17 protein-coding genes are annotated in these 18,076 nt (G+C 47.6%); 2 read left to right on the forward strand and 15 right to left on the reverse strand.

Translation table 11 applies throughout. The annotated features are described in order from the left end of the window. Position 1: 1 nt before the first annotated feature. From QRD89_RS16105 to QRD89_RS16115, 3 genes are all read right to left on the reverse strand, one after another. Positions 2–1,276 carry a TRAP transporter large permease gene (locus QRD89_RS16105; RefSeq protein ID WP_286095758.1) on the reverse strand — a complete coding sequence of 425 codons (1,275 nt, stop codon included), beginning with the start codon at positions 1,274–1,276 and terminating at the stop codon, positions 2–4. 12 nt (positions 1,277–1,288) lie between these two features. Continuing rightward, positions 1,289–1,783: a TRAP transporter small permease gene (locus QRD89_RS16110; protein ID WP_286095759.1), complete on the reverse strand. Its 495-nt coding sequence runs from the start codon at positions 1,781–1,783 to the stop codon at positions 1,289–1,291. Positions 1,784–1,876: 93 nt separating this feature from the next. Continuing rightward, positions 1,877–2,923, reverse strand: coding sequence for a TRAP transporter substrate-binding protein (locus QRD89_RS16115; protein ID WP_286095760.1), 1,047 nt, complete (start codon positions 2,921–2,923; stop codon positions 1,877–1,879). A gap of 379 nt (positions 2,924–3,302) precedes the next feature. On the opposite strand from QRD89_RS16115, the gene QRD89_RS16120 reads away from it, so the two are divergent. Further along, on the forward strand, positions 3,303–3,488 hold the full coding sequence (locus QRD89_RS16120) for a hypothetical protein (protein WP_286095761.1): 186 nt from the start codon (positions 3,303–3,305) through the stop codon (positions 3,486–3,488). Between the two features lie 78 nt (positions 3,489–3,566). Here the strand turns inward: QRD89_RS16120 and QRD89_RS16125 are convergent, their stop codons facing one another. The 5 genes from QRD89_RS16125 to QRD89_RS16145 form a co-directional block, all read right to left on the reverse strand. Then, on the reverse strand, positions 3,567–3,749 hold the full coding sequence (locus QRD89_RS16125; RefSeq protein WP_286095762.1) for a hypothetical protein: 183 nt from the start codon (positions 3,747–3,749) through the stop codon (positions 3,567–3,569). Between the two features lie 1,314 nt (positions 3,750–5,063). Further along, entirely contained in the window at positions 5,064–6,335 is a 1,272-nt protein-coding gene (locus tag QRD89_RS16130; protein ID WP_286095764.1) for a flagellin N-terminal helical domain-containing protein, read from the reverse strand. A 245-nt stretch (positions 6,336–6,580) separates the two neighbouring features. Next, positions 6,581–7,855 (reverse strand): replicative DNA helicase, encoded by a 1,275-nt coding sequence (gene dnaB / locus QRD89_RS16135; RefSeq protein ID WP_286095766.1) that lies wholly within the window; start codon positions 7,853–7,855, stop codon positions 6,581–6,583. Then, positions 7,852–8,178, reverse strand: coding sequence for a replicative helicase loader/inhibitor (locus QRD89_RS16140; RefSeq protein WP_008636877.1), 327 nt, complete (start codon positions 8,176–8,178; stop codon positions 7,852–7,854). Before QRD89_RS16140 ends, dnaB begins: the two co-directional genes overlap by 4 nt. After that, entirely contained in the window at positions 8,175–8,852 is a 678-nt protein-coding gene (locus tag QRD89_RS16145) for a DnaD domain protein (RefSeq protein WP_286095767.1), read from the reverse strand. Before QRD89_RS16145 ends, QRD89_RS16140 begins: the two co-directional genes overlap by 4 nt. Positions 8,853–9,115: 263 nt before the next feature. Between QRD89_RS16145 and QRD89_RS16150 the strand changes: the two genes are divergently transcribed. Then, a complete protein-coding gene (locus tag QRD89_RS16150; RefSeq protein ID WP_161484925.1) occupies positions 9,116–9,292 on the forward strand; it encodes a hypothetical protein in 177 nt (58 codons plus the stop codon). 67 nt (positions 9,293–9,359) lie between these two features. On the opposite strand, the gene QRD89_RS16155 is transcribed toward QRD89_RS16150, so the two are convergent. The 7 genes from QRD89_RS16155 to QRD89_RS16185 all read right to left on the reverse strand — a co-directional run bounded on the left by QRD89_RS16155 (position 9,360) and on the right by QRD89_RS16185 (position 18,062). Beyond that, positions 9,360–10,259, reverse strand: coding sequence for an AEC family transporter (locus QRD89_RS16155; protein ID WP_286095768.1), 900 nt, complete (start codon positions 10,257–10,259; stop codon positions 9,360–9,362). Positions 10,260–10,321: 62 nt separating this feature from the next. Then, positions 10,322–11,755, reverse strand: coding sequence for an aldehyde dehydrogenase family protein (locus QRD89_RS16160; protein WP_286095769.1), 1,434 nt, complete (start codon positions 11,753–11,755; stop codon positions 10,322–10,324). Positions 11,756–11,772: 17 nt separating this feature from the next. Further along, positions 11,773–12,666 (reverse strand): class II fructose-bisphosphate aldolase, encoded by an 894-nt coding sequence (locus tag QRD89_RS16165; RefSeq protein ID WP_286095770.1) that lies wholly within the window; start codon positions 12,664–12,666, stop codon positions 11,773–11,775. Positions 12,667–12,681: 15 nt separating this feature from the next. Beyond that, positions 12,682–13,419 carry a GntR family transcriptional regulator gene (locus QRD89_RS16170; RefSeq protein ID WP_236096522.1) on the reverse strand — a complete coding sequence of 246 codons (738 nt, stop codon included), beginning with the start codon at positions 13,417–13,419 and terminating at the stop codon, positions 12,682–12,684. Continuing rightward, positions 13,403–14,569, reverse strand: a complete 1,167-nt coding sequence (locus QRD89_RS16175; protein ID WP_286095772.1) for a diphosphate--fructose-6-phosphate 1-phosphotransferase — start codon at positions 14,567–14,569, stop codon at positions 13,403–13,405. The genes QRD89_RS16170 and QRD89_RS16175 overlap by 17 nt, the downstream gene beginning before the upstream one ends. 14 nt (positions 14,570–14,583) lie before the next feature. After that, the gene (gene sftI, locus QRD89_RS16180; RefSeq protein ID WP_286095774.1) at positions 14,584–15,927 is read right to left on the reverse strand and encodes a sulfoquinovose isomerase; all 1,344 of its coding nucleotides are present in this window, start codon (positions 15,925–15,927) and stop codon (positions 14,584–14,586) included. 80 nt (positions 15,928–16,007) lie between these two features. Continuing rightward, complete coding sequence (locus QRD89_RS16185) at positions 16,008–18,062, reverse strand: alpha-glucosidase (RefSeq protein WP_286095775.1); 2,055 nt, start codon at positions 18,060–18,062, stop codon at positions 16,008–16,010. Between the last annotated feature and the right edge of the window lie 14 nt (positions 18,063–18,076).

An 18,076-nucleotide genomic window follows, 5' to 3' on the forward strand; every position in this document is an offset into this window, starting at 1 on the left:
TTTATTCGAGTAGATGAACTAAAAACAAAGAACTTTCCGGTATATACGTAATAATTAATAACGCCACCACATTGACTGCAAAGAAACGTGTCAATCCAGGAAGCATCTGCACCATGTTCAACTTGCTGATTGTCTGAGTAACGAATATATTGATGCCGAACGGCGGTGTGTACATGCCGATAGCAAGGTTAGCTATCATAATGACGCCGAGGTGTACCGGGTCGATTCCCATGGAAACAGCCGTCGTGAAAATAAGTGGAGCTAATATCGTTATGGCCGCAACCCCCTCCATAAACATGCCGAGCACCAGTAACACAATATTGATCAACAGCAGGAACAGAATCGTTGACTCTATATTAGCCGTAATGAACGCGGCAATTTGCTGCGGCAGGCCTTCTCTGGTCAGAATCCAACCAAGAACCTGCGCCGCCGCTACGAGAACAAGCACTTGAGCCGTCGTCCTTGCTGATTCCAACAACGTCTCATAGAGGCTCTTCCAAGACATCTCGCGGTATATGACCACACTGACGAACAGCGCGTACACGGCAGAAACACCGGCAGCTTCCGTAGGTGTAAAGATACCTGAGTAAATACCACCCAGAATGATGACAGGAATCAATAAAGCCCAAAAAGCATCCTTCGTCGCTTTTCCGAACTCTTTTGCCGAAGCACGCTTATCCCGGGGAAGCTTGTTCTTCCTGGCATAAAAATATATGTAGCAGATGGAAGAAAGGCCGTAAATAAGACCCGCTCCGATTCCCGCAATAAACAAACTGCCGACCGACACACCTGTAACAGATCCAAAGATAATCAACGTTATACTAGGTGGAATGATCAAGGAGATCGCCCCCGCTGATGCCAGAAGTCCGGAAGAAAACGAAGGATTGTACTCCTTTCTCGTCAATTCCGGATACATGATTTTCCCTATGGCGATGACGGTGGCCGGACTGGACCCGGACAACGCACCGAAGAGCATGCTCGATACCTGTGTCGTCATGGCCACTCCGCCGGTCACATGTCCGACAAGCGCTCGTGCCCATTTAAGGATTCTCGTAGATAATCCGCCGACATCCATAATGTTGGCCGCCAATATAAAAAATGGAAGGGCCATTAAGGCAAACTGATCCAGACCTCCAAACAAGCGTTGAATTAAAATCATTGGATTAATATCACTGAAGAGAGCGACCGCAGCGAAGGAGGACAATCCAAGCGCTACATAAATAGGAACACTCGCAAGCAGAAGTACCAGGAGTACGACAAATAAAAATGTAAGCATCACACCATCCCCCTATCTCTCTGTCATTTCATGGATTGGCTGATCATCCGACTTCTCTCGAAATAACTTGACGGAGTTGATCACCAGATGAAGCAGCGACAACCCGGACCCGACCGGTATCGCTAAATAAATGTAAAACAAAGGAATTTGCAACGAAGGCGTAATCTGGCCCGTGTTCATTGTGAAAATCACTAAATCTATACCGTATTTGATAAGAAAAGCAAGAAAGATCATCGAAATGATATGAATGAACAATTGAAGACCTTTCTTCGCCTTCCCTTTAACGAGATCCATGATAAAGTCCACCCCGACATGCATCCCTTTGCGGAAGCAGACACTTCCACCGATGAAGGTGATCCAGATCATCACATAACGGATGAATTCCTCCGCCCATGTCGTATTGGCTGCAAACGCATACCGCAGGACGATGTTGACGAACAATAGAATCGTGACAGCGAACAGCCCTGCGGCAATTGAATAATCTTCTATTCTCTTTAAGATGTTCATCTTAATCCTCCCTATTAAGGATTCCTCTTAAAAAGCAGTAGTAAGGGGCCGCTTTCTCAGAAGCCCCCTACCATCTCCCTGCTTATATAGTTATCATTCTTGTACTTCGTCGATCTTGTCGTAGATTTTCTGAAGCAGTTCTTTCTGTTCATCCGTGTTATAATTCTCCTCATGAACAGGAATGGATGCTTCTCGGAACACTTCGATCTCTTTCGGAGTCAATTCATAATAGTTGACCCCTTCCGCCTTGATCTTCTCCCGGTATTCTTCTTCCGTTGACTCCAAAGCCTCTCTCGCTGCGTTCTTCGCTTCTTCTTCCGCTTCGACGATCGCTTCCTGAACAGAAGCAGGCAATCCTTCATACCATGCTTTATTGCTGATCAAAGCATAGGTCATCGTGCCGTGGTAACTTTCGATGATCGTGTTCTGCACTTCATGATAATTGTTCAGGTAAATCGTCTGTAGTGGGTTCTCCTGACCGTCCACCACTCCCTGCTGCAGGGAATTATAAAGCTCCGCATACGGGACAGGAATCGGATTTCCTCCCCACTCCTGATATTGAGCAAGCAATACCGGCGACTCCATCGTCCTCATCGTTACCCCTTCAAAGTCACTCGGTTGATGAATCTCTTTGTCGTTGGTTGTAAACAGCTTGTACCCGCCGGGCCAGAAACCGAGACCTTTGAATCCACCTTCATCCAACGTCCCAAGCAGTTCATCCCCTACTTCACTATCCAGCACTTCATACATCTGATCTTTATCCGCCGGCCACAAATACGGAAGATCTACGGCCTTGATATTATCCACAAATGGAGAAATAACGGCGGTAGGCTGCATCGTAATATCAATCTCACCAAGCTGCGTACCTTCCACCTGTTCTCTCAAACTACCAAGTTGAAGAGAAGGATATAATTCCACGGTGACTTTTCCATCCGTCTTCTCCTCTACGATTTCCTTGAACTTCTCCGCTCCCTTATGTTCCGGACTGTCCGTCGGCTGATTATGGCTGAACGTAATGGTCATCGAATCATAATCTTCATCTCCGGACGCTGAACTCTCTCCACTGCTCGAATTGCTGCAGGCACTTAACACAACCATGATAAAGATAGACAGTAAACCAATAAGATGCTTTCTCTTCAAGACTAGCTCCCCTTTTTGTTGGATTCTTGCGCTTAAAAACATCTTATATGAATTTTCAGAATATTTCTTTGTCCGTTCTGACTAAATAATCTCTAAAAATTCATGAGAATTAACAATGACAAACGTAATTTAATATAACCTATCATGTTAGATAATATGACATATAAGTACAAAACATGATACGATCAGACATACGACGCGCGTCATGATCTCCGTTCCGCACGGATATTCGACACAAATCCTCCTCTTGAAAATTTGTCCAAACAGCCAAACGGATATATTTTTTTCAATTTTCTTAATATTTATATTGACATATGTTTCGGTTCACGAACATAATGGATACTATTCAGATAAGCATATGACATAAGGAGGAATACTAATGACTGACGCTAACAAAGTGCAAGCCTTCAAGGAATTACACGATCTCCTGCTTTACTACGCCGAACATCGCGATCTTCCCGCCGAGGAAGGATTCAACTTCTTCGACGAAGTGAAGAAGAACTGTTCTATATTAGAGATGGACCATAAAGAATTCACACGGACCTTTCAGTTAAAACAATTATAAAAAAATCCCTCGAGCTGATAACTCGAGGGATTTTCTAATGAGACCGCTATTTAACTGCAAGGGAAACTTCCCTGCTTTCTATGTATCTTGCTTTTCTTTAGAAGCATCATTACAAAAGATCACCTTCATCTCCCTGCGCCGCTTCTCGACATCCTCCGCTCTTCTTTCTTCCAAAAACCGCCTGAACTCCGCTTTCGAGCAGGACGACTCCATCGCCAGCTCCACGAGCTCTTCCCACGAAGAACCCAAATCCTCTTTCACACGACCACCTCGTTCCTCGAATCGTTCCCATTCATCCTAGGGACATCTATCGCAAAAGTCCGCGACTGACCCCGTTTCCGGAGAGTTTCTGTCGATTCCTGTGCTCCTGTATCAACGTATTAAGTCTTTTATACTATTTTGACGCAAAGTGTCTGACAAATCAAGTTAGTTTAGTTATAAAATAACATTTTAATAGAATGGTAGATCGTATTTATTGGATGTGTTCTTTCATGGATGCATTAGGCCTCGCCCTTTTCATCATCAACCTGCTTCTTACCGTCCTTTATTAATCCTGTTAAACAATACGGCATGAAAAAGAAGCGTGGAGTCATATTCCTCACGCTTTTCTTACTGATTCTATATGCGATGTCCACGTCTTCCACCTTCGTTACTCAAGCGTATTTTGTAGAATTTTTTGGTTACCTATATCGTTGCCATTTTCATCATATTTTCTTACTACTATAAAAAGTCCTTAAATAATCGTCCAATGGAAGAAGAATTTAATCCAATATATAGATGGTGAATTGACTAACTTGTGTATGAAAGGATCCTTAGTCACCAAACGTTCCTCACGGTCAGATAGTAACCTTTCAAACAACTTGTAAGAAAGAATATTTGTAAACATAGGAGAATAGCCTTCCCCTTCAAGAGATATTTGGAATACACCAAGCTTATGTTACTTATCCTTTTCTACTTCCATAAAATTCTTTATAGTTTCGGGATCCACATAGAAAGCTATTTTATCTAGTGTATATTTTAGGACTTCACGTTTTATAGCATCTGCTTCTTCCGAGAAAAGAAAATCCCAATCATTCTTTGTAGACTTATCCCATGTCTCGTTTTTACTTAATAACACCTGATAGAACTGACCTATGGAACAAGTGTATTGCTTCCCCAAGCGAGGCATGGCAAATTGCAATTCCAATAATTATTTCGTTATCTTGAACCGAAAAAGTTTTTCCACAAATTACAGTGAATAGAATACTCTTATTTCTTTTTAAGGTAAACTACCAAACCAATTACAATTGCTATAACCCATACTATAGGATTAAAAAGCAATGATAATATTACTGCTATAACTGTAAATCCAAAGTAAACAATTAGAAAAATTGCTGCTAAAAATAATCCGACTGAAGCTAATGTTAGTATTCCCCTCATACAGACCTCACAATTTATAATTTAATAAATGCAAAACACATACTATTTAATCTATATTTTTTAAATAAAGTCCCAATTAAGTTAGAGTCAATAATCTATACAAACAAAGCAAAAGGGACCCTAAGAAAATTAGAATCCCTTTCAAATAATCTAAAATTAACGAAGAAGTTGTAGAACTCCCTGTGGCTGTTGGTTTGCTTGAGCAAGCATTGCTTGAGCAGCTTGTGAAAGAATAGAGTTCTTCGTTTGGTTCATCATTTCTTTTGCCATGTCTACGTCACGGATGCGAGATTCCGCTGCAGTTAGATTTTCGGAAGATGTATTCAAATTGTTAATTGTGTGATCTAAACGGTTTTGAGTAGCACCAAGGTTAGAACGCTCTGCAGATACTTTTTTGATTGCTTCATCAATAACCTTAATTGCAACGTTCGCTTGACCTTGGTTACCAACTTTAATATCTTTAACCCCTAAGGCTGAAGAACCCATGTCCTTAATAGCAAGATTGATATTTTGTCCAGTATTTGCACCAATTTGGAATGTAGATGAACCATCCGAATGATTATCTGTAGCTTGAGTTGTTTCAGAGAAACTGGAAAGTGCATTAGATGCTCCAGTTCTAACATTACCACTTGAATCTTTAACTGTAATAGTTAAACCGTGAATAGCTGATGTCTCACCATTAGCTGATGCAGTTGCTGTCAAAGCTCCATCTCCATCAACAGTAAGTGCGAAGTTTGAATCATCAGTACCAGTTGCTCCGTCAGTTGTCTCTAATTCAGCAAGCGTTAAAGATGCAGATGAACCGTCATCATTAGTCCAAGTATTCGTTACGGTTTGGCCATTCTTCACATAAGATATCTCAATAGTATCACCAACTTGGACACCTAAACTGTTACCATCTTTGTCCGTCAAAGCTGTAAGGTCAGTAGTTAAAACGACGGGCGTCCCTACACCTGCAGTAAGGGCTGCATTCTTACTAGCATTAGCCGCTGCTACAGTTGACTTATCCATTGAACCATCTAGTAAGTTCTTAGTGTTAAACTGAGTTGTTTCTGCGATACGATCAATCTCTTTACCTAATTGATCCATTTCGTCCTGAATGTTTTTACGATCTTCAGCAGTATTAGTATCATTTGCTGCTTGAGTAGCTAATTCACGCTGACGTTGAAGGATTGAATGTGTTTCATTTAGAGCTCCTTCAGCCGTCTGAATTAAAGAAGTTGAGTCTTGAGCATTCTTTGCGGCCATATCCAATCCCCGAATCTGTCCACGCATCTTCTCAGAAATCGCAAGACCAGCGGCATCATCAGAAGCGTTATTAATTCTAAGACCAGAAGACAATTTCTCCATAGATTTGCCTTGATCATTGTTAGCACTACCCAACTGACGATACGTGTTAAGCGCTGCGATGTTGTGATTAATTCTCATAATTTTGTTACCTCCATGTTTTTGTATTTATGAAGACACATCCTTGTGTCCCCATGATGTATAACCACTCTATGTAACTAGAGTCATTACCTTCTACCAATCTTTCTTCTTCCAACCATGACCTTCTCCCCCGGACGCGCCCAGGCATTCGTGCCATTCGGATCATCGACTTCGACGATCATTAGTAATATCGGTCACCCTCTCAGCTATGTTTAGCAGATTTTCTCATTTCTTCACAAAAATTATTACAGCACCTGCAGCCGCTCCCTCCGGTTCCTAAAGCGCCCGATTTCCTTATCGAAGTAGAGCTTCACATCCCCGACCGGACCGTTGCGCTGCTTGCTGATGATCAGTTCGATTTCGTTTCCGGTGCTTCTGCTGTAGTAGTCTTCACGGTAGAGGAATCCGACGACGTCGGCGTCCTGTTCGATATTGCCGGATTCTCTCAGGTCCGAGAGCATCGGGCGTTTGTCTTTGCGCTGTTCGACGCTGCGGGAAAGTTGGGAAAGGAGAATGATCGGGACGTCGAGTTCTTTAGCGAGCAGCTTGATGGAGCGGGTCATGGCTCCGATTTCGAGATCGCGCCGTTCGTGGTAGCCCGGGGCTTCGAGGAGCTGGAGGTAGTCGATGACGATGAGGGGACGGGTCAGCTGGTGCTTGCGGATCATCTGCCTGAGGTGGGCACGGATTTCGGGTACGGTGTAAGCCTGCTCACAGAGATAGAGCTTCCATTGCGACATCTCGCCGATCGCATCCAGACAGTTGCGCAGGTCGCTTTCGGAAAAGGTGCGGAGCTTCCACTTGTGGCCGTCCACTCCTGCTTTCGCTGACAGCATCCGCCTCACGAGCGCCTTCTGTGTCATCTCAAGGGTCAGAAAAATCGTTTCGCCGCCGCTTTCGCAGTGGCGGGCGGCGAGGTTCAAGGCGAAGGCGGTCTTGCCCATCGAGGGACGGCCGGCGAGGATGACCAGATCCCCTGGCTGCACGCCTCCGGTAATCTGATCGACCTCGTCGTACCCGGTCGAATAGCCGGTCATCGCGTCGTCCTCCAACGGCTCCAGTTCTTTGGATACTTCAATGAGGGTGTCATAGAGTGAGGGGTCTTCGATGACTCGTTTCACTTGGCGGTATTTCTCCAATTCTTCGAGGAGGAGATCGAGGGCTTCTTCCGACGGTTTCTGCATGTAGCGCTGGGCCGCTTCCCTCGTTTTCCGGTTGCGGTAGGCGTCGATGACGAGGAGCTGATGATGCTTGAAGTCGACGGTCGTCGGAATCGAGGTCGCCATTTCCGTCATATAGCTGACGCCCCCGACTTCGCGTACCTTCTCACCAAGCTCCGTCGTCACCGTCACCATATCGACAGGCGCCCCTGACTCATCGACCTTCCTGATCGCTTGGAAAATCATTCGATGGCGCCCGTCATAGAAATACTCCGGCAACAGGATCGTTTCCCCGGCAAGCATCCCGTCCACAAGCAAACTTCCGATCACCGACACTTCCGCTTCTTTGTTATACATCATCGTTCCCATCTCCTTAATAGTTCTTCGAATTTCTGAAAAAATTCCCGCTTCACTTCTGGCGGGACCGCCGCCGCTTCGCGCTTCCACTGCTCGACCTTTTCCATGAAATCGTCCTCTTCCTCCTCATAAGCGGCGATGTCCGAGATGACCGGCGAATAAGGATAACGCAGCGCGTGCTCCGTCACGTTCGCTTTCACCTTCTCGTAATCCATCCGCTCAAGCGCCGGGATCCACACATCCAGCTTCCTTTTTGTCACCTTGAACTTCGGTGCATACAGCTCCTCCAGCATATCGACAATTTCAAACGCCTTTTCGTATTTCATCCGACCGTCTCCTCCCGTTTCTCTTCATACATCGCCATCCATACCGACGCCCTGTCCGCCTCTTCCCGCGGCCGCCTTTCCTCCCGCTCCACATCCGCAAGCGACCGGACGCCGCGCGCCTGCCAGTTCTTCAAGATCGACTCGATATACCGGAACGACCGCTTGTTGTTCTCGACCGCCACCCCCATCGCCGACGTCACGACGTCATCCGGAAGCTCCTCCGCCCACGCCGTGATCCGCTCCGCCACATGCGGCGACAGCGTTCCGACGTTCTGCTCGTAGAAAAGGTGCGGACGCCCCGGCTCTTCTTTTCCTCTCCTTTCTTTTCTTTTAATAAAGTCCCCCTCAGCACCCTCCCTGCTGTCCTCCCGCTTGTCCGCCCCGCCGGCCTCCTTCACACAGGAAATCATCGTATACGAAGGCGACGAATGACGGGAGCCGGACCGGAAAGACAGGTAGCCCTTCTCCGCAAGCTCCTTCCGCGCGCGGAGGAACATCTTCTCACTCATCGCCGACTTCACCAGCACCGCAGCCGTCGGCACCGTAAACTCCTCCTTCCATCCCGTCTTGTTGTTGAACTGCATCAGCACATACCAGAGCAGCGACGCAGACGCCGACACCTCATTCAACTCCACCTCATCGTGGAACGCATTGATCTCCTTCAAATAATTCACAGCCTCATCTCCTATTTTTTTTAATTAATTTAGAAGGAAAAACTCCTTCATATCTATAATCGAGAAAGAGAGGCATTTTGGTGTCAAAAAAATCAAAATTTCTTCAAATTTTTTTTCGAACTATAAATAAGAGAGAATTTCCAACGCGCAAAACCCCGAAAATCCTCTATTCAGGTTTAACCGTTTGAAGAGGAGGAATTAGTAGGTAGAAGAAAACCGTCAGGAAAAGAAGGCGCGGTTGGAAAGTGACGAGGTGGAAGTACGTGCAGAAAGAGTTTTTCTTTACCCATATCGAAAAGACCCCTGTGTTGATGGAAATATTGAGAGCCGACCGCTTCATCGTCCTCGCCGATTTCAAGGCGTCGACGTTTACAGTGGAAGGAAACGATAAGCGAGAGGCGATTATGGAGATGATCATGAAGCTGAAGTGGGAAGCTTGAGCTCTTTCATACAGCCGGAGTAAAAAAGCAGCAGACGGGATTTCCCGCCTGCTGCTTTTTTCTCTTTTTAGATGACAAAATATATCACACAAGGAATCGTAAGCGCACTTAACAAGGTTGTAGTGAGCGTGGCACTCGTGACCATCTGCGGATCCGTTTGGAACTGGATAGCATACATCGTAGTGTTCGCCGCTGTAGGAGTCGCAGCCATAATGATCATGATCTGCTTCACTAAGGGATCGACAGGCAGATACCATACAATGACAGCAGCGATCAAAGGTGCGGCAACCAATTTCAATAGAACGGCGGCCGACAATTTCTTCACGTCCATGATCTGCGGTTTCATTTTGGCCAGCTGCATTCCTAAGGTCACCATAATCACCGGAATCGCAGCATCCGCAATCAGGTTCACTCCGTTCAGTAATGGGCCGATGGTGATATCGAAGCTGTTGCAGATGATTCCTGCTATCGCGCCGTAAACCATCGGCATTCTCCGGACCGAGCGGAGAGCCGCTCCCATTCCATCTGCTTCGTCGCTTCCCTTCGCCGCATAATACACGCCGAGGGTACTCATCAACAATTGCTGCAACACCATCAGGAGAATCGCCGTTTCCATCCCCGCTGCACCAAACAGGAATAAGACGAGCGGCGTGCCGTAGTTGCCATTATTCATGAAGGCACACGACAGGATCAACGCACATTTTTCTTTTTCGGTGTAGTGATAGAACTTCGATAGCAGCGTCACTGCAACGATGATGACCACGCACAATCCAACCATATAGATCGTGATATAGAAATAGGAGAAGGTGATCGATTCTTGATAGAACGTCCGGAAGACGAGAAACGGTACGAGAACGTACAGGGCAAGCTTGGAAAAGTTGGTGATATCAAAGTCGAAGATCTTTTGAACAAAGTAACCCGTCGCAAAAACGAAAAAAATCGGCAATAATATTGTGATGAATTCCATAGTCTGATTCTCCTGCCAAACGTTTGATAGGAAAAGGGAGCCCGCTTACGACTCCCCTCCTCTCAACTATTTAATACGATAATTTTCTCTTCCGTCATTTCTTCGATGGCATAACGAGGGCCCTCTTTACCAGTACCGCTCTTCTTCACTCCGCCGTAAGGCATATGATCGACACGATAGCCTGATGTATCGTTGACGATCAATCCGCCGACATGAATCTCATCCATAGCCTTCATGACGAAGGACATATCATTCGTAAACAGTCCCGCCTGCAGTCCGTATTCGGAATCATTCACACGCGCAATGACTTCGTCTTCATCCAGGTAGGAATCGACCGCGACAACTGGACCGAACACTTCTTCGCGGCAGACTTTCATCGTATCCTTTACGTTCGTAAGTACAGTCGGGTGATAAAACACTCCATCTCTCACTCCGCCCGTCTCTACGTTTGCTCCTTCTGCAACAGCTTCCTTCACCCACTGTTCGACCCGGATCGCTTCTTCTTCCGCAATCATCGGTCCCATTTGGGTAGCCTCCTGCAATGGGTCGCCCAGTTTGATGCCGGCCGAAGCCTCCCGAGCTTTCGTCAGGAATTCGTCGTAGACATCTTCATGGACATAGACGCGCTGGACGGAAATGCACACCTGCCCCGCATTATTGAAGCTTTTTTGAGCAACAAGAGAAGCTGATTCTTCGATATCGGCATCCTTGTGAACGATGGTCGCGGAATTATTTCCAAGTTCAAGCGCAACGTTTCTCAGCCCAGCCTGCTCGCGGATGATCCCTCCTACTTTAGGGCTTCCTGTGAAGGTGAACATGTTTATGTCCTGGTTGGATGTCAGTAATGGGCCGACCTCTTCACCTTTGCCCGTCAATACGTTCAAACGGCCCTTCGGCAGTCCCGCTTCCTCAAACAGTTTGGTCAGTAGTAACGCGGAGACAGGTGTCTGCTCGGCCGGCTTCAAAATAACGCTGTTGCCTGCGGCGAGAGCTGGTCCGATTTTATGACAAACAAGATTCAGCGGGACGTTGAACGGTGTGATGGCTGCTACAACGCCGACCGGATAGCGTCTTGTAAAGGCACGGCGGTTTTCTGACCCGGGAGCTGCCTCCACCGGAATTTCTTCGCCGTGAATCCGTTTCGCTTCTTCGGCGGAAATTTCAAGCGTCAAGGCAGATCGGCCTACTTCTCCCCTGGATTCTGTGATCGGTTTTCCGACCTCTTTAGCAATCGCCTGAGCGAATTCTTCCTCGTTATCCCGAAGCAAGTGCGCCACTTTCAATAAAACCTCGTAACGCTCATACGGAGAGAAGGAGTTGGAAAGAGCTGCTCGCGCACTTTCCACAGCACGATCGACATCCTCTTTATCGGTTCGAGCCGTCTCCGCAACTACATCCTGTGAGTATTTATTGAAGACCGGATCTCTACCGTCTTTCTCGACCCATTCTCCGTCTATAAAAAGTCCAAACGAGTACGTTGTCATCGCTTCAAACATAGTAACAACCTCCTTATTTATTGTAACGTTACGACCTTTTTGCTTGTGCTGAACTCGCTTGCATATCCGGCACTGCCGAATACATCGATCTTCTCTTTTACTTTCTCTTTCATCTGCGCAAGGCCTGCTCCTAAGGAATTGGCAAGGACGATGTCTTCCGGCTGTTCGTCCATGTAGTTTTGTAAGCCTCGGGTAAACGCTTGACGGAGTTCCGTATCGACATTGATTTTGGCAATGCCCAAAGAGATGGCGCGTTTCACTTGTTCATCCGGAACGTCAGAACCTCCATGAAGAACAACCGGACGCTGCACCGCTTTCGAGATTTCTTCCAACCGATCGAAGTGGAGGTTCGGAGTCTGTTGGTAGATGCCATGGGCTGTTCCGATCGAGACTGCCAGATAATCGACATCCGTCGCCTCTACGAAATCCACCGCTTCCTGTGTTGTCGTAATGAGGGCGTCTTTCTCTGCTACCGTAATATCATCTTCCGTACCGCCGATCTTTCCGATCTCCCCTTCTGAGCCGATACCAAGGGCCCGGGCAGCTTCGACCACCTGCCTCGTTATCTTCGTATTTTCCTCGAAAGACAGGGCGGAGCCGTCGAACATCACCGATTGAAATCCAAGCTGGATCGCTTCCATCGTTTGTTCGAATTGGCGGCTGTGATCCAAGTGGATACAAAGCGGCACATCATAATGCTCTGCGAAGCTGTCGAGCATCTCTTTCATAGGCTTCAAACCGAGTGTCTGAATGACCTTTTGGCCGATTTGAATCATGACCGGCGATTGCTTTTCCTTTGCTGCTTCCAATATGGCTACGATCGTTTCCGCATTATGTGCACTGAAAGCACCTACTCCGTACCCGTTCTCCCGTGCATGATTCAACATCGTTTTCCCATCAATGAATGGCATTGTCATTTCTCCTTTTTATCGTTTTAGTTCAAAACTGTAATGGTATTGATCATGACGATATTTAGTTCTTGTATATTCAATAGGACGATCATGGACGCCGAAGCTCAGTCGTGTCATTTCGAGCAGCGCTTCCCCGGCACGGATACCAAGTTCGTCTGCCTCGTTGATCGTTGCGTTGATTGCACTGATCTTCTCTTTGGCCCGGTTCAAATAGATGTTATATTTTTCGAGGATTTCATAATACCTCGCTTCATCCAGGTCATGCTTCATCAAGATTTCCCCGACATCCTTCGGCCAGCATGTCCGCTCGATGGCAACAGGCATGTCGTCCGCGAACCGGATACGCTCGATCAAGAGAATCGGTTGATCGTCTTTGATATCCAGCATCGACTTTTCATGGTGAAGGTTGTCTTTGAATTCGGCTCGGATCAAACGACTGCGCGGCGTTTGGCCTCTTTCCAACACTTCTTCTGCGAAACCCTTCAATTGACTGAGGTTTCCGCTCAGCTTTCTGGGCTTAACGATCGTTCCCCGACCCTGCTTCTTCTCGACAAGACCCTCCTGAACGAGAATCGAGACGGCTTGCCGAATCGTCGTTCTGCTGACGTTGAATTCTTTCATCAATTCCTGTTCGGTCGGAATCAATGTATCAGGCTTCCACTGGCCGTTCTGGATACGTTCGATAAACACTTCTTTCAGCTGTATATATAAGGCAAGATCTTTATTCAGACCATTATTAATATCCGTACTCACTTATTTCCACTCTCCTCTTCGTAACTGGAGGGTAAGAAGGGGGATCACCTCCCAACAACGGACTCAGCCAACGGTAGTAAGCTTGATAGTCCTCGATGAAAGCAGGCGGCAGCAACCTTTCTTCCTCCGCAATGACATCCTCTAATTTAACTGGTTTTAATTCTATTGTATAACAATCCGTCGGCTTACGCTCGATCGCCACCATGCAGCCATCGTACCCTTTCTGCAGCCACCGGCCACCGGCCCAGCCGATCTGATAGGCTTCGTCTGCATCTAGTCGGGATGTAGAACAAGAGCGCTGGTTCATTCCTAAGAGCTCTGCTCTTGTCGTCACGTTGCATTCCTGTTTAATGAAATTCGCGATTTCCGTGGAGATCCCTCCTAAGATGGACCGTCCATTCACCTCATCCAGCGTCGTTTGCTCTCCCTGCTCCCACTGCACACCTTCGCTGACGACGAGGAGGGCGTACCCATAGGAATCCAATGCTTTCCGGACAGCATCCATCAGCAGCTGCTTATCGATCGGCTTCTCCGGTATCGCGATAAAATGCGGGCCTTCTTCTTCGTACTCCCGGAAGGCACCGGAAGCAGCCGCCAACCAGCCTGCATTCCTTCCCATCGTTTCCAGAACCCTCACCTGCTCGAAGTTGTTCATCGCATATAAATCCCGGCTCATATCCTTCGTCGTCTGGGCAATGTATTTCGCCGCACTGGCAAATCCGGGTGCATGATCGGTCGCACCCAAATCATTGTCCACCGTTTTCGGAAGCCCTAATACTTTGAGCTCGACACCCTGCTTCTCTGCTTCCTGCTTCACTTTGTACAGGGCTTCCATCGTTCCGTTCCCTCCGATGAAAACTAGGACATCAATGTGATGCTTAGCAAGGTTTACCACCGATTTCCGGATGGCTTCATCGTCGAAGGCATAGCGCCCTGACCGAAGGCAGGCGCCCGGGACATCCTTGTTATCCACCACCCACTGCAGCATGGTGGAATCCCCGGGACGGAACCTTTCTTCAACAAGACCCTCATAACCATCCTCGACAAAGGTCACGTCATAGGTATCTTTTACACTTTCTACAAAACCGGCTAATGTGGCATTGATCACAGCGGTCGGCCCTCCTGCTTGCCCAATTGCTATTTTCATCATCGGGCGTGCCTCCTTTAATCTTTAGTATAGACCACCGTTTCCACACCAAGCTGGCGGCCGAGTTCTACCAATTCATCAGCAACATCTTCATAAACAAGGGCATAGTGAGGCTCGAACCCTTCTTCCATCAAGCCGTATAACGTATCGTTGATGTCTGTTTCCAGTTCCACTTCCACCGAAGTGCCATGGAAGCGTTGAGGTGTATCGAGAGCATTGCCGCGCATCACTAACAGTCGGTACCCTTCCGGCGTGTATCCTACACGGAACATGGTCACCTGCCCCGGCTTCAAGCCGAATTCCATCGTAAAACCGAGCTTGCGGTTCGGGTGTACGCCCGGACGTGCTCCTTGATCCGGATGGGCAAGAGAGTAGGCTCCCGCTCCGCAGTGCCAGAAGACGACAGAATTGCTTGCTTCATTCACGTGGACCATATCTCCAAGGTAAGGTGCCTTCCCGCCGCTCAGCTGCTGCAGAATGAACATCGAGACAGCGCCGTGAATGTCCGATTCGCAAGACGATACGATACCGTCCTCCGTGAATTGGGACAGCGTCGAACAGGCGGCAGCTCCCAGTTCATTAAAGAAATCAGGCCAGCAGCGGATGGCGAGACCGGAGAGTCCCTCTTCCTCTATGATGGATTCCACATGTGTCGTGAACTGGGCAAACCTCTGGACCGTCTCTTCGTTTCGGTTCAGACCGATCACCTGCTGTTCCGCCCGATCGATCGCGTGCTCCCATGCTTCCTGTGGCAGTTTCTTTGATTCTTCGAAAGCCTTCATCAAATCTACTTTCTTGATCTCTACACCGAATTGCTTATGTAGAAGCTCCTCATCCGTCCCAGAGAAAAAGAATCCGGGCGGGTGCTCTCCGACGACGCCGATTTTGAATTGCTTGAGTTCATGAATGACATATTGGACTTTCAGGAACTTGAGCAGGCGGCTTTTGATTTGTGCTTCTTCCGGGTTCCCGAACAAGAAAGAATACGGATGATTCGCACATTTCAGCATATGGCTCGTGCTGTTTCCGCCTGTCAGGGAATTCAACCGGAGCCGGCCGTTGATGCTCGGCTCCCTGATGGACCAAACCATGACAGGAGCCTGCACCTGCTTGATCAACACCTCCACAAATTCTCCATCTGCGAAAGTGACACTTTGATAAATCGATGCGACGATGCGGTCCTTTTCTATGCCATTTAAGAAATCCTCTAATTCATCCGGTGACGTCACGATTTCTTCCGGTTCAATCACTTCAACCCCAAGACTGTTCAGCATGGTCGAACTGTTCTTCCGCTGTATTTCTCCTGCTTCCAAGTCAAATGTCTTTCTGCCGATCGGGACGTAAAGAATGGTCATGCTCATTGCCAGGTAGCCTCCTTCGTGTTCTTAAGACAAATATAACATACATAGTTACCTTTTACTAAAGGTAACTATGTTTATTTTCATTTTTTCCATGCGTAATGCTGGCGAATGGATTCAAAGGTATCTTTAAAGGCAGAACCTTTTCTATAGAACACAGGTGGTTCGCCAATACCGGCTGCCACTTCAACCGTACCGCCGCTGTAGGATTCTCCACTCCATAAGTGCACCCATTCATCCTCAGGCAAGTACACTGACCAGGATGTCGCGGATTCCTCATAGACAGGAGCGACTAAAACGTCTTCCCCCAACATGTATTGGTATTGCAGCTCATACGTTCTTTCATCCTCTTCGTATTCCATGAAGAGCGGACGCTGCACAGGAATCCCTTCCGCCGCATTCTCCTTGACGAGCGTTCTCAAATAGGGAGCCAGCGCTACATGGACGTCTGTCATGCGGGCGAAATGCTGCATCGTTTCTTCCTCTTGATCATATTGGTAGTTTTCATTGGGGCGGTTCCCCTCGTGGCTTCTCATCACTGATGTGAAAGCAGCCATCTCCAGCCATCGGAGCAGCAATTCCTTCGTCCTTTTATTACCGTGAAGCGATGTGTATCCTCCGATATCGCTGTGATGCAGACCGTTCCCGCATAAGCCTGCGGACAGTGCTGCCGGTATAACCGAGGCGATCCCGTCATCCAGATCCCAGTTCACACTCTGGTCACCTGCCCATAATAAGTGGCAGTATTTCTGGCTGCCGGTATGACCAGCCCTCATGAAGTAAACCAGATCATCCGGACGCTCCGACTCTGCCACAGCTTCGAAGTTGACTTTCGCCCACAGCATCGGCCACGCGTTGTGCATCAATTTGGCGGAAACTTGATTGTGCAGTTTGGCATCTGTCGGCAGATACTCTCCGAAGTCTGCCATCCAGCCGTCCAGTCCAAAATCAATCAAATTGGCCTGTATCACTTCTTTATACCACTGGAATGCCTCCGGATGAGTCAGATCCACAATCCCGCAGTCAAACTCTCCGAAGTCGACCAAGTACACCTCATCTGCTTGGTTCCGAACGAGATAACCCAGTTCAACCGCTTCTTTATATAAGGTACCATCGTTTACGAGATAAGGATTGATATAGCCGAGCAGGCGGATCCCCTCCGCCTTCCATTCCTTCAATTTCACATCTAAATCCGGATATTCGTTCTCATCCCATTTCCAGTCCCAATTCAACCGTCTGCCAAAGGAAGTGACGCGCTTGCCCTGCCAGTCCTGGGCCCAGACTGCTCCTACTTTTATTCCCTTCTCCCGCGCCTCGTCTATTTTCTGCTGGACCTTCTCCGTTCCACCCTGCATACCGAGCCATATCCCGTCATACGTCCACTCCGGAAGCTCAGGCTGGCGCCCCAGATGAGAGGTCAGACTGCCAACGAGCTCCTTGTAGGTTTCTCCACTCTCGAACAGGACGGCTTCCGGTATTTCCCACACCTGCAGCTCGTGGAAATCATCATTACGAAAATCAAAATCCGCATAGGCCGTCGTCTCGACATGACAGAAATACTTTCTCGTAGATAGATAGGTAGGCTGAGGATAGTTCGTATGATAATAATCCCCTCCTGCCTTGTCATGCACATCTGCCTGCCAGGTCGTATAGGTTGATTTGTTCCGGCCGACTCCTGGCTCGGATGTCCAAAGTGGGAAGTGCTTCCCTCTAAGATTCAAATGGGACATTTGTTGGCCGCAGCCATACACTCGTTCGCTGTTATCTGCATGTATACGAATCCAGAAACGGTTATACATCTCCCTGTCCCCATCGAATTGAATACGAAGACTCTCCTTCTCATAAACTACCTGCATCACCAGGATGGATTCGTCTTTTGGAGACCGTTTTAATTCAATTTCATACCCTGTTTGGTTTTCCGTAACCTGCGCGTATCTCAATCCGCTTCGTTCTATGACATAATCCTCGATGTGAAAGTTCCCTCTATACATATCCATCGTTTCTTCGCCTTGTCCTACATAGACACATGGTGATTGTGGAGAATGCTTCAGCAGGGTACGGCCATCCAGTTCGATGGTAAATTGATCTCCTTGAGTGTGTAACTTTAGTCCATGCTTTTGTTCTGATACCGTCTTCATGAAAGAGACCTCCG

The sequence above is a fragment of the Halobacillus sp. ACCC02827 genome (genome assembly GCF_030291935.1).
Lineage (GTDB): Bacteria > Bacillota > Bacilli > Bacillales > Halobacillaceae > Halobacillus.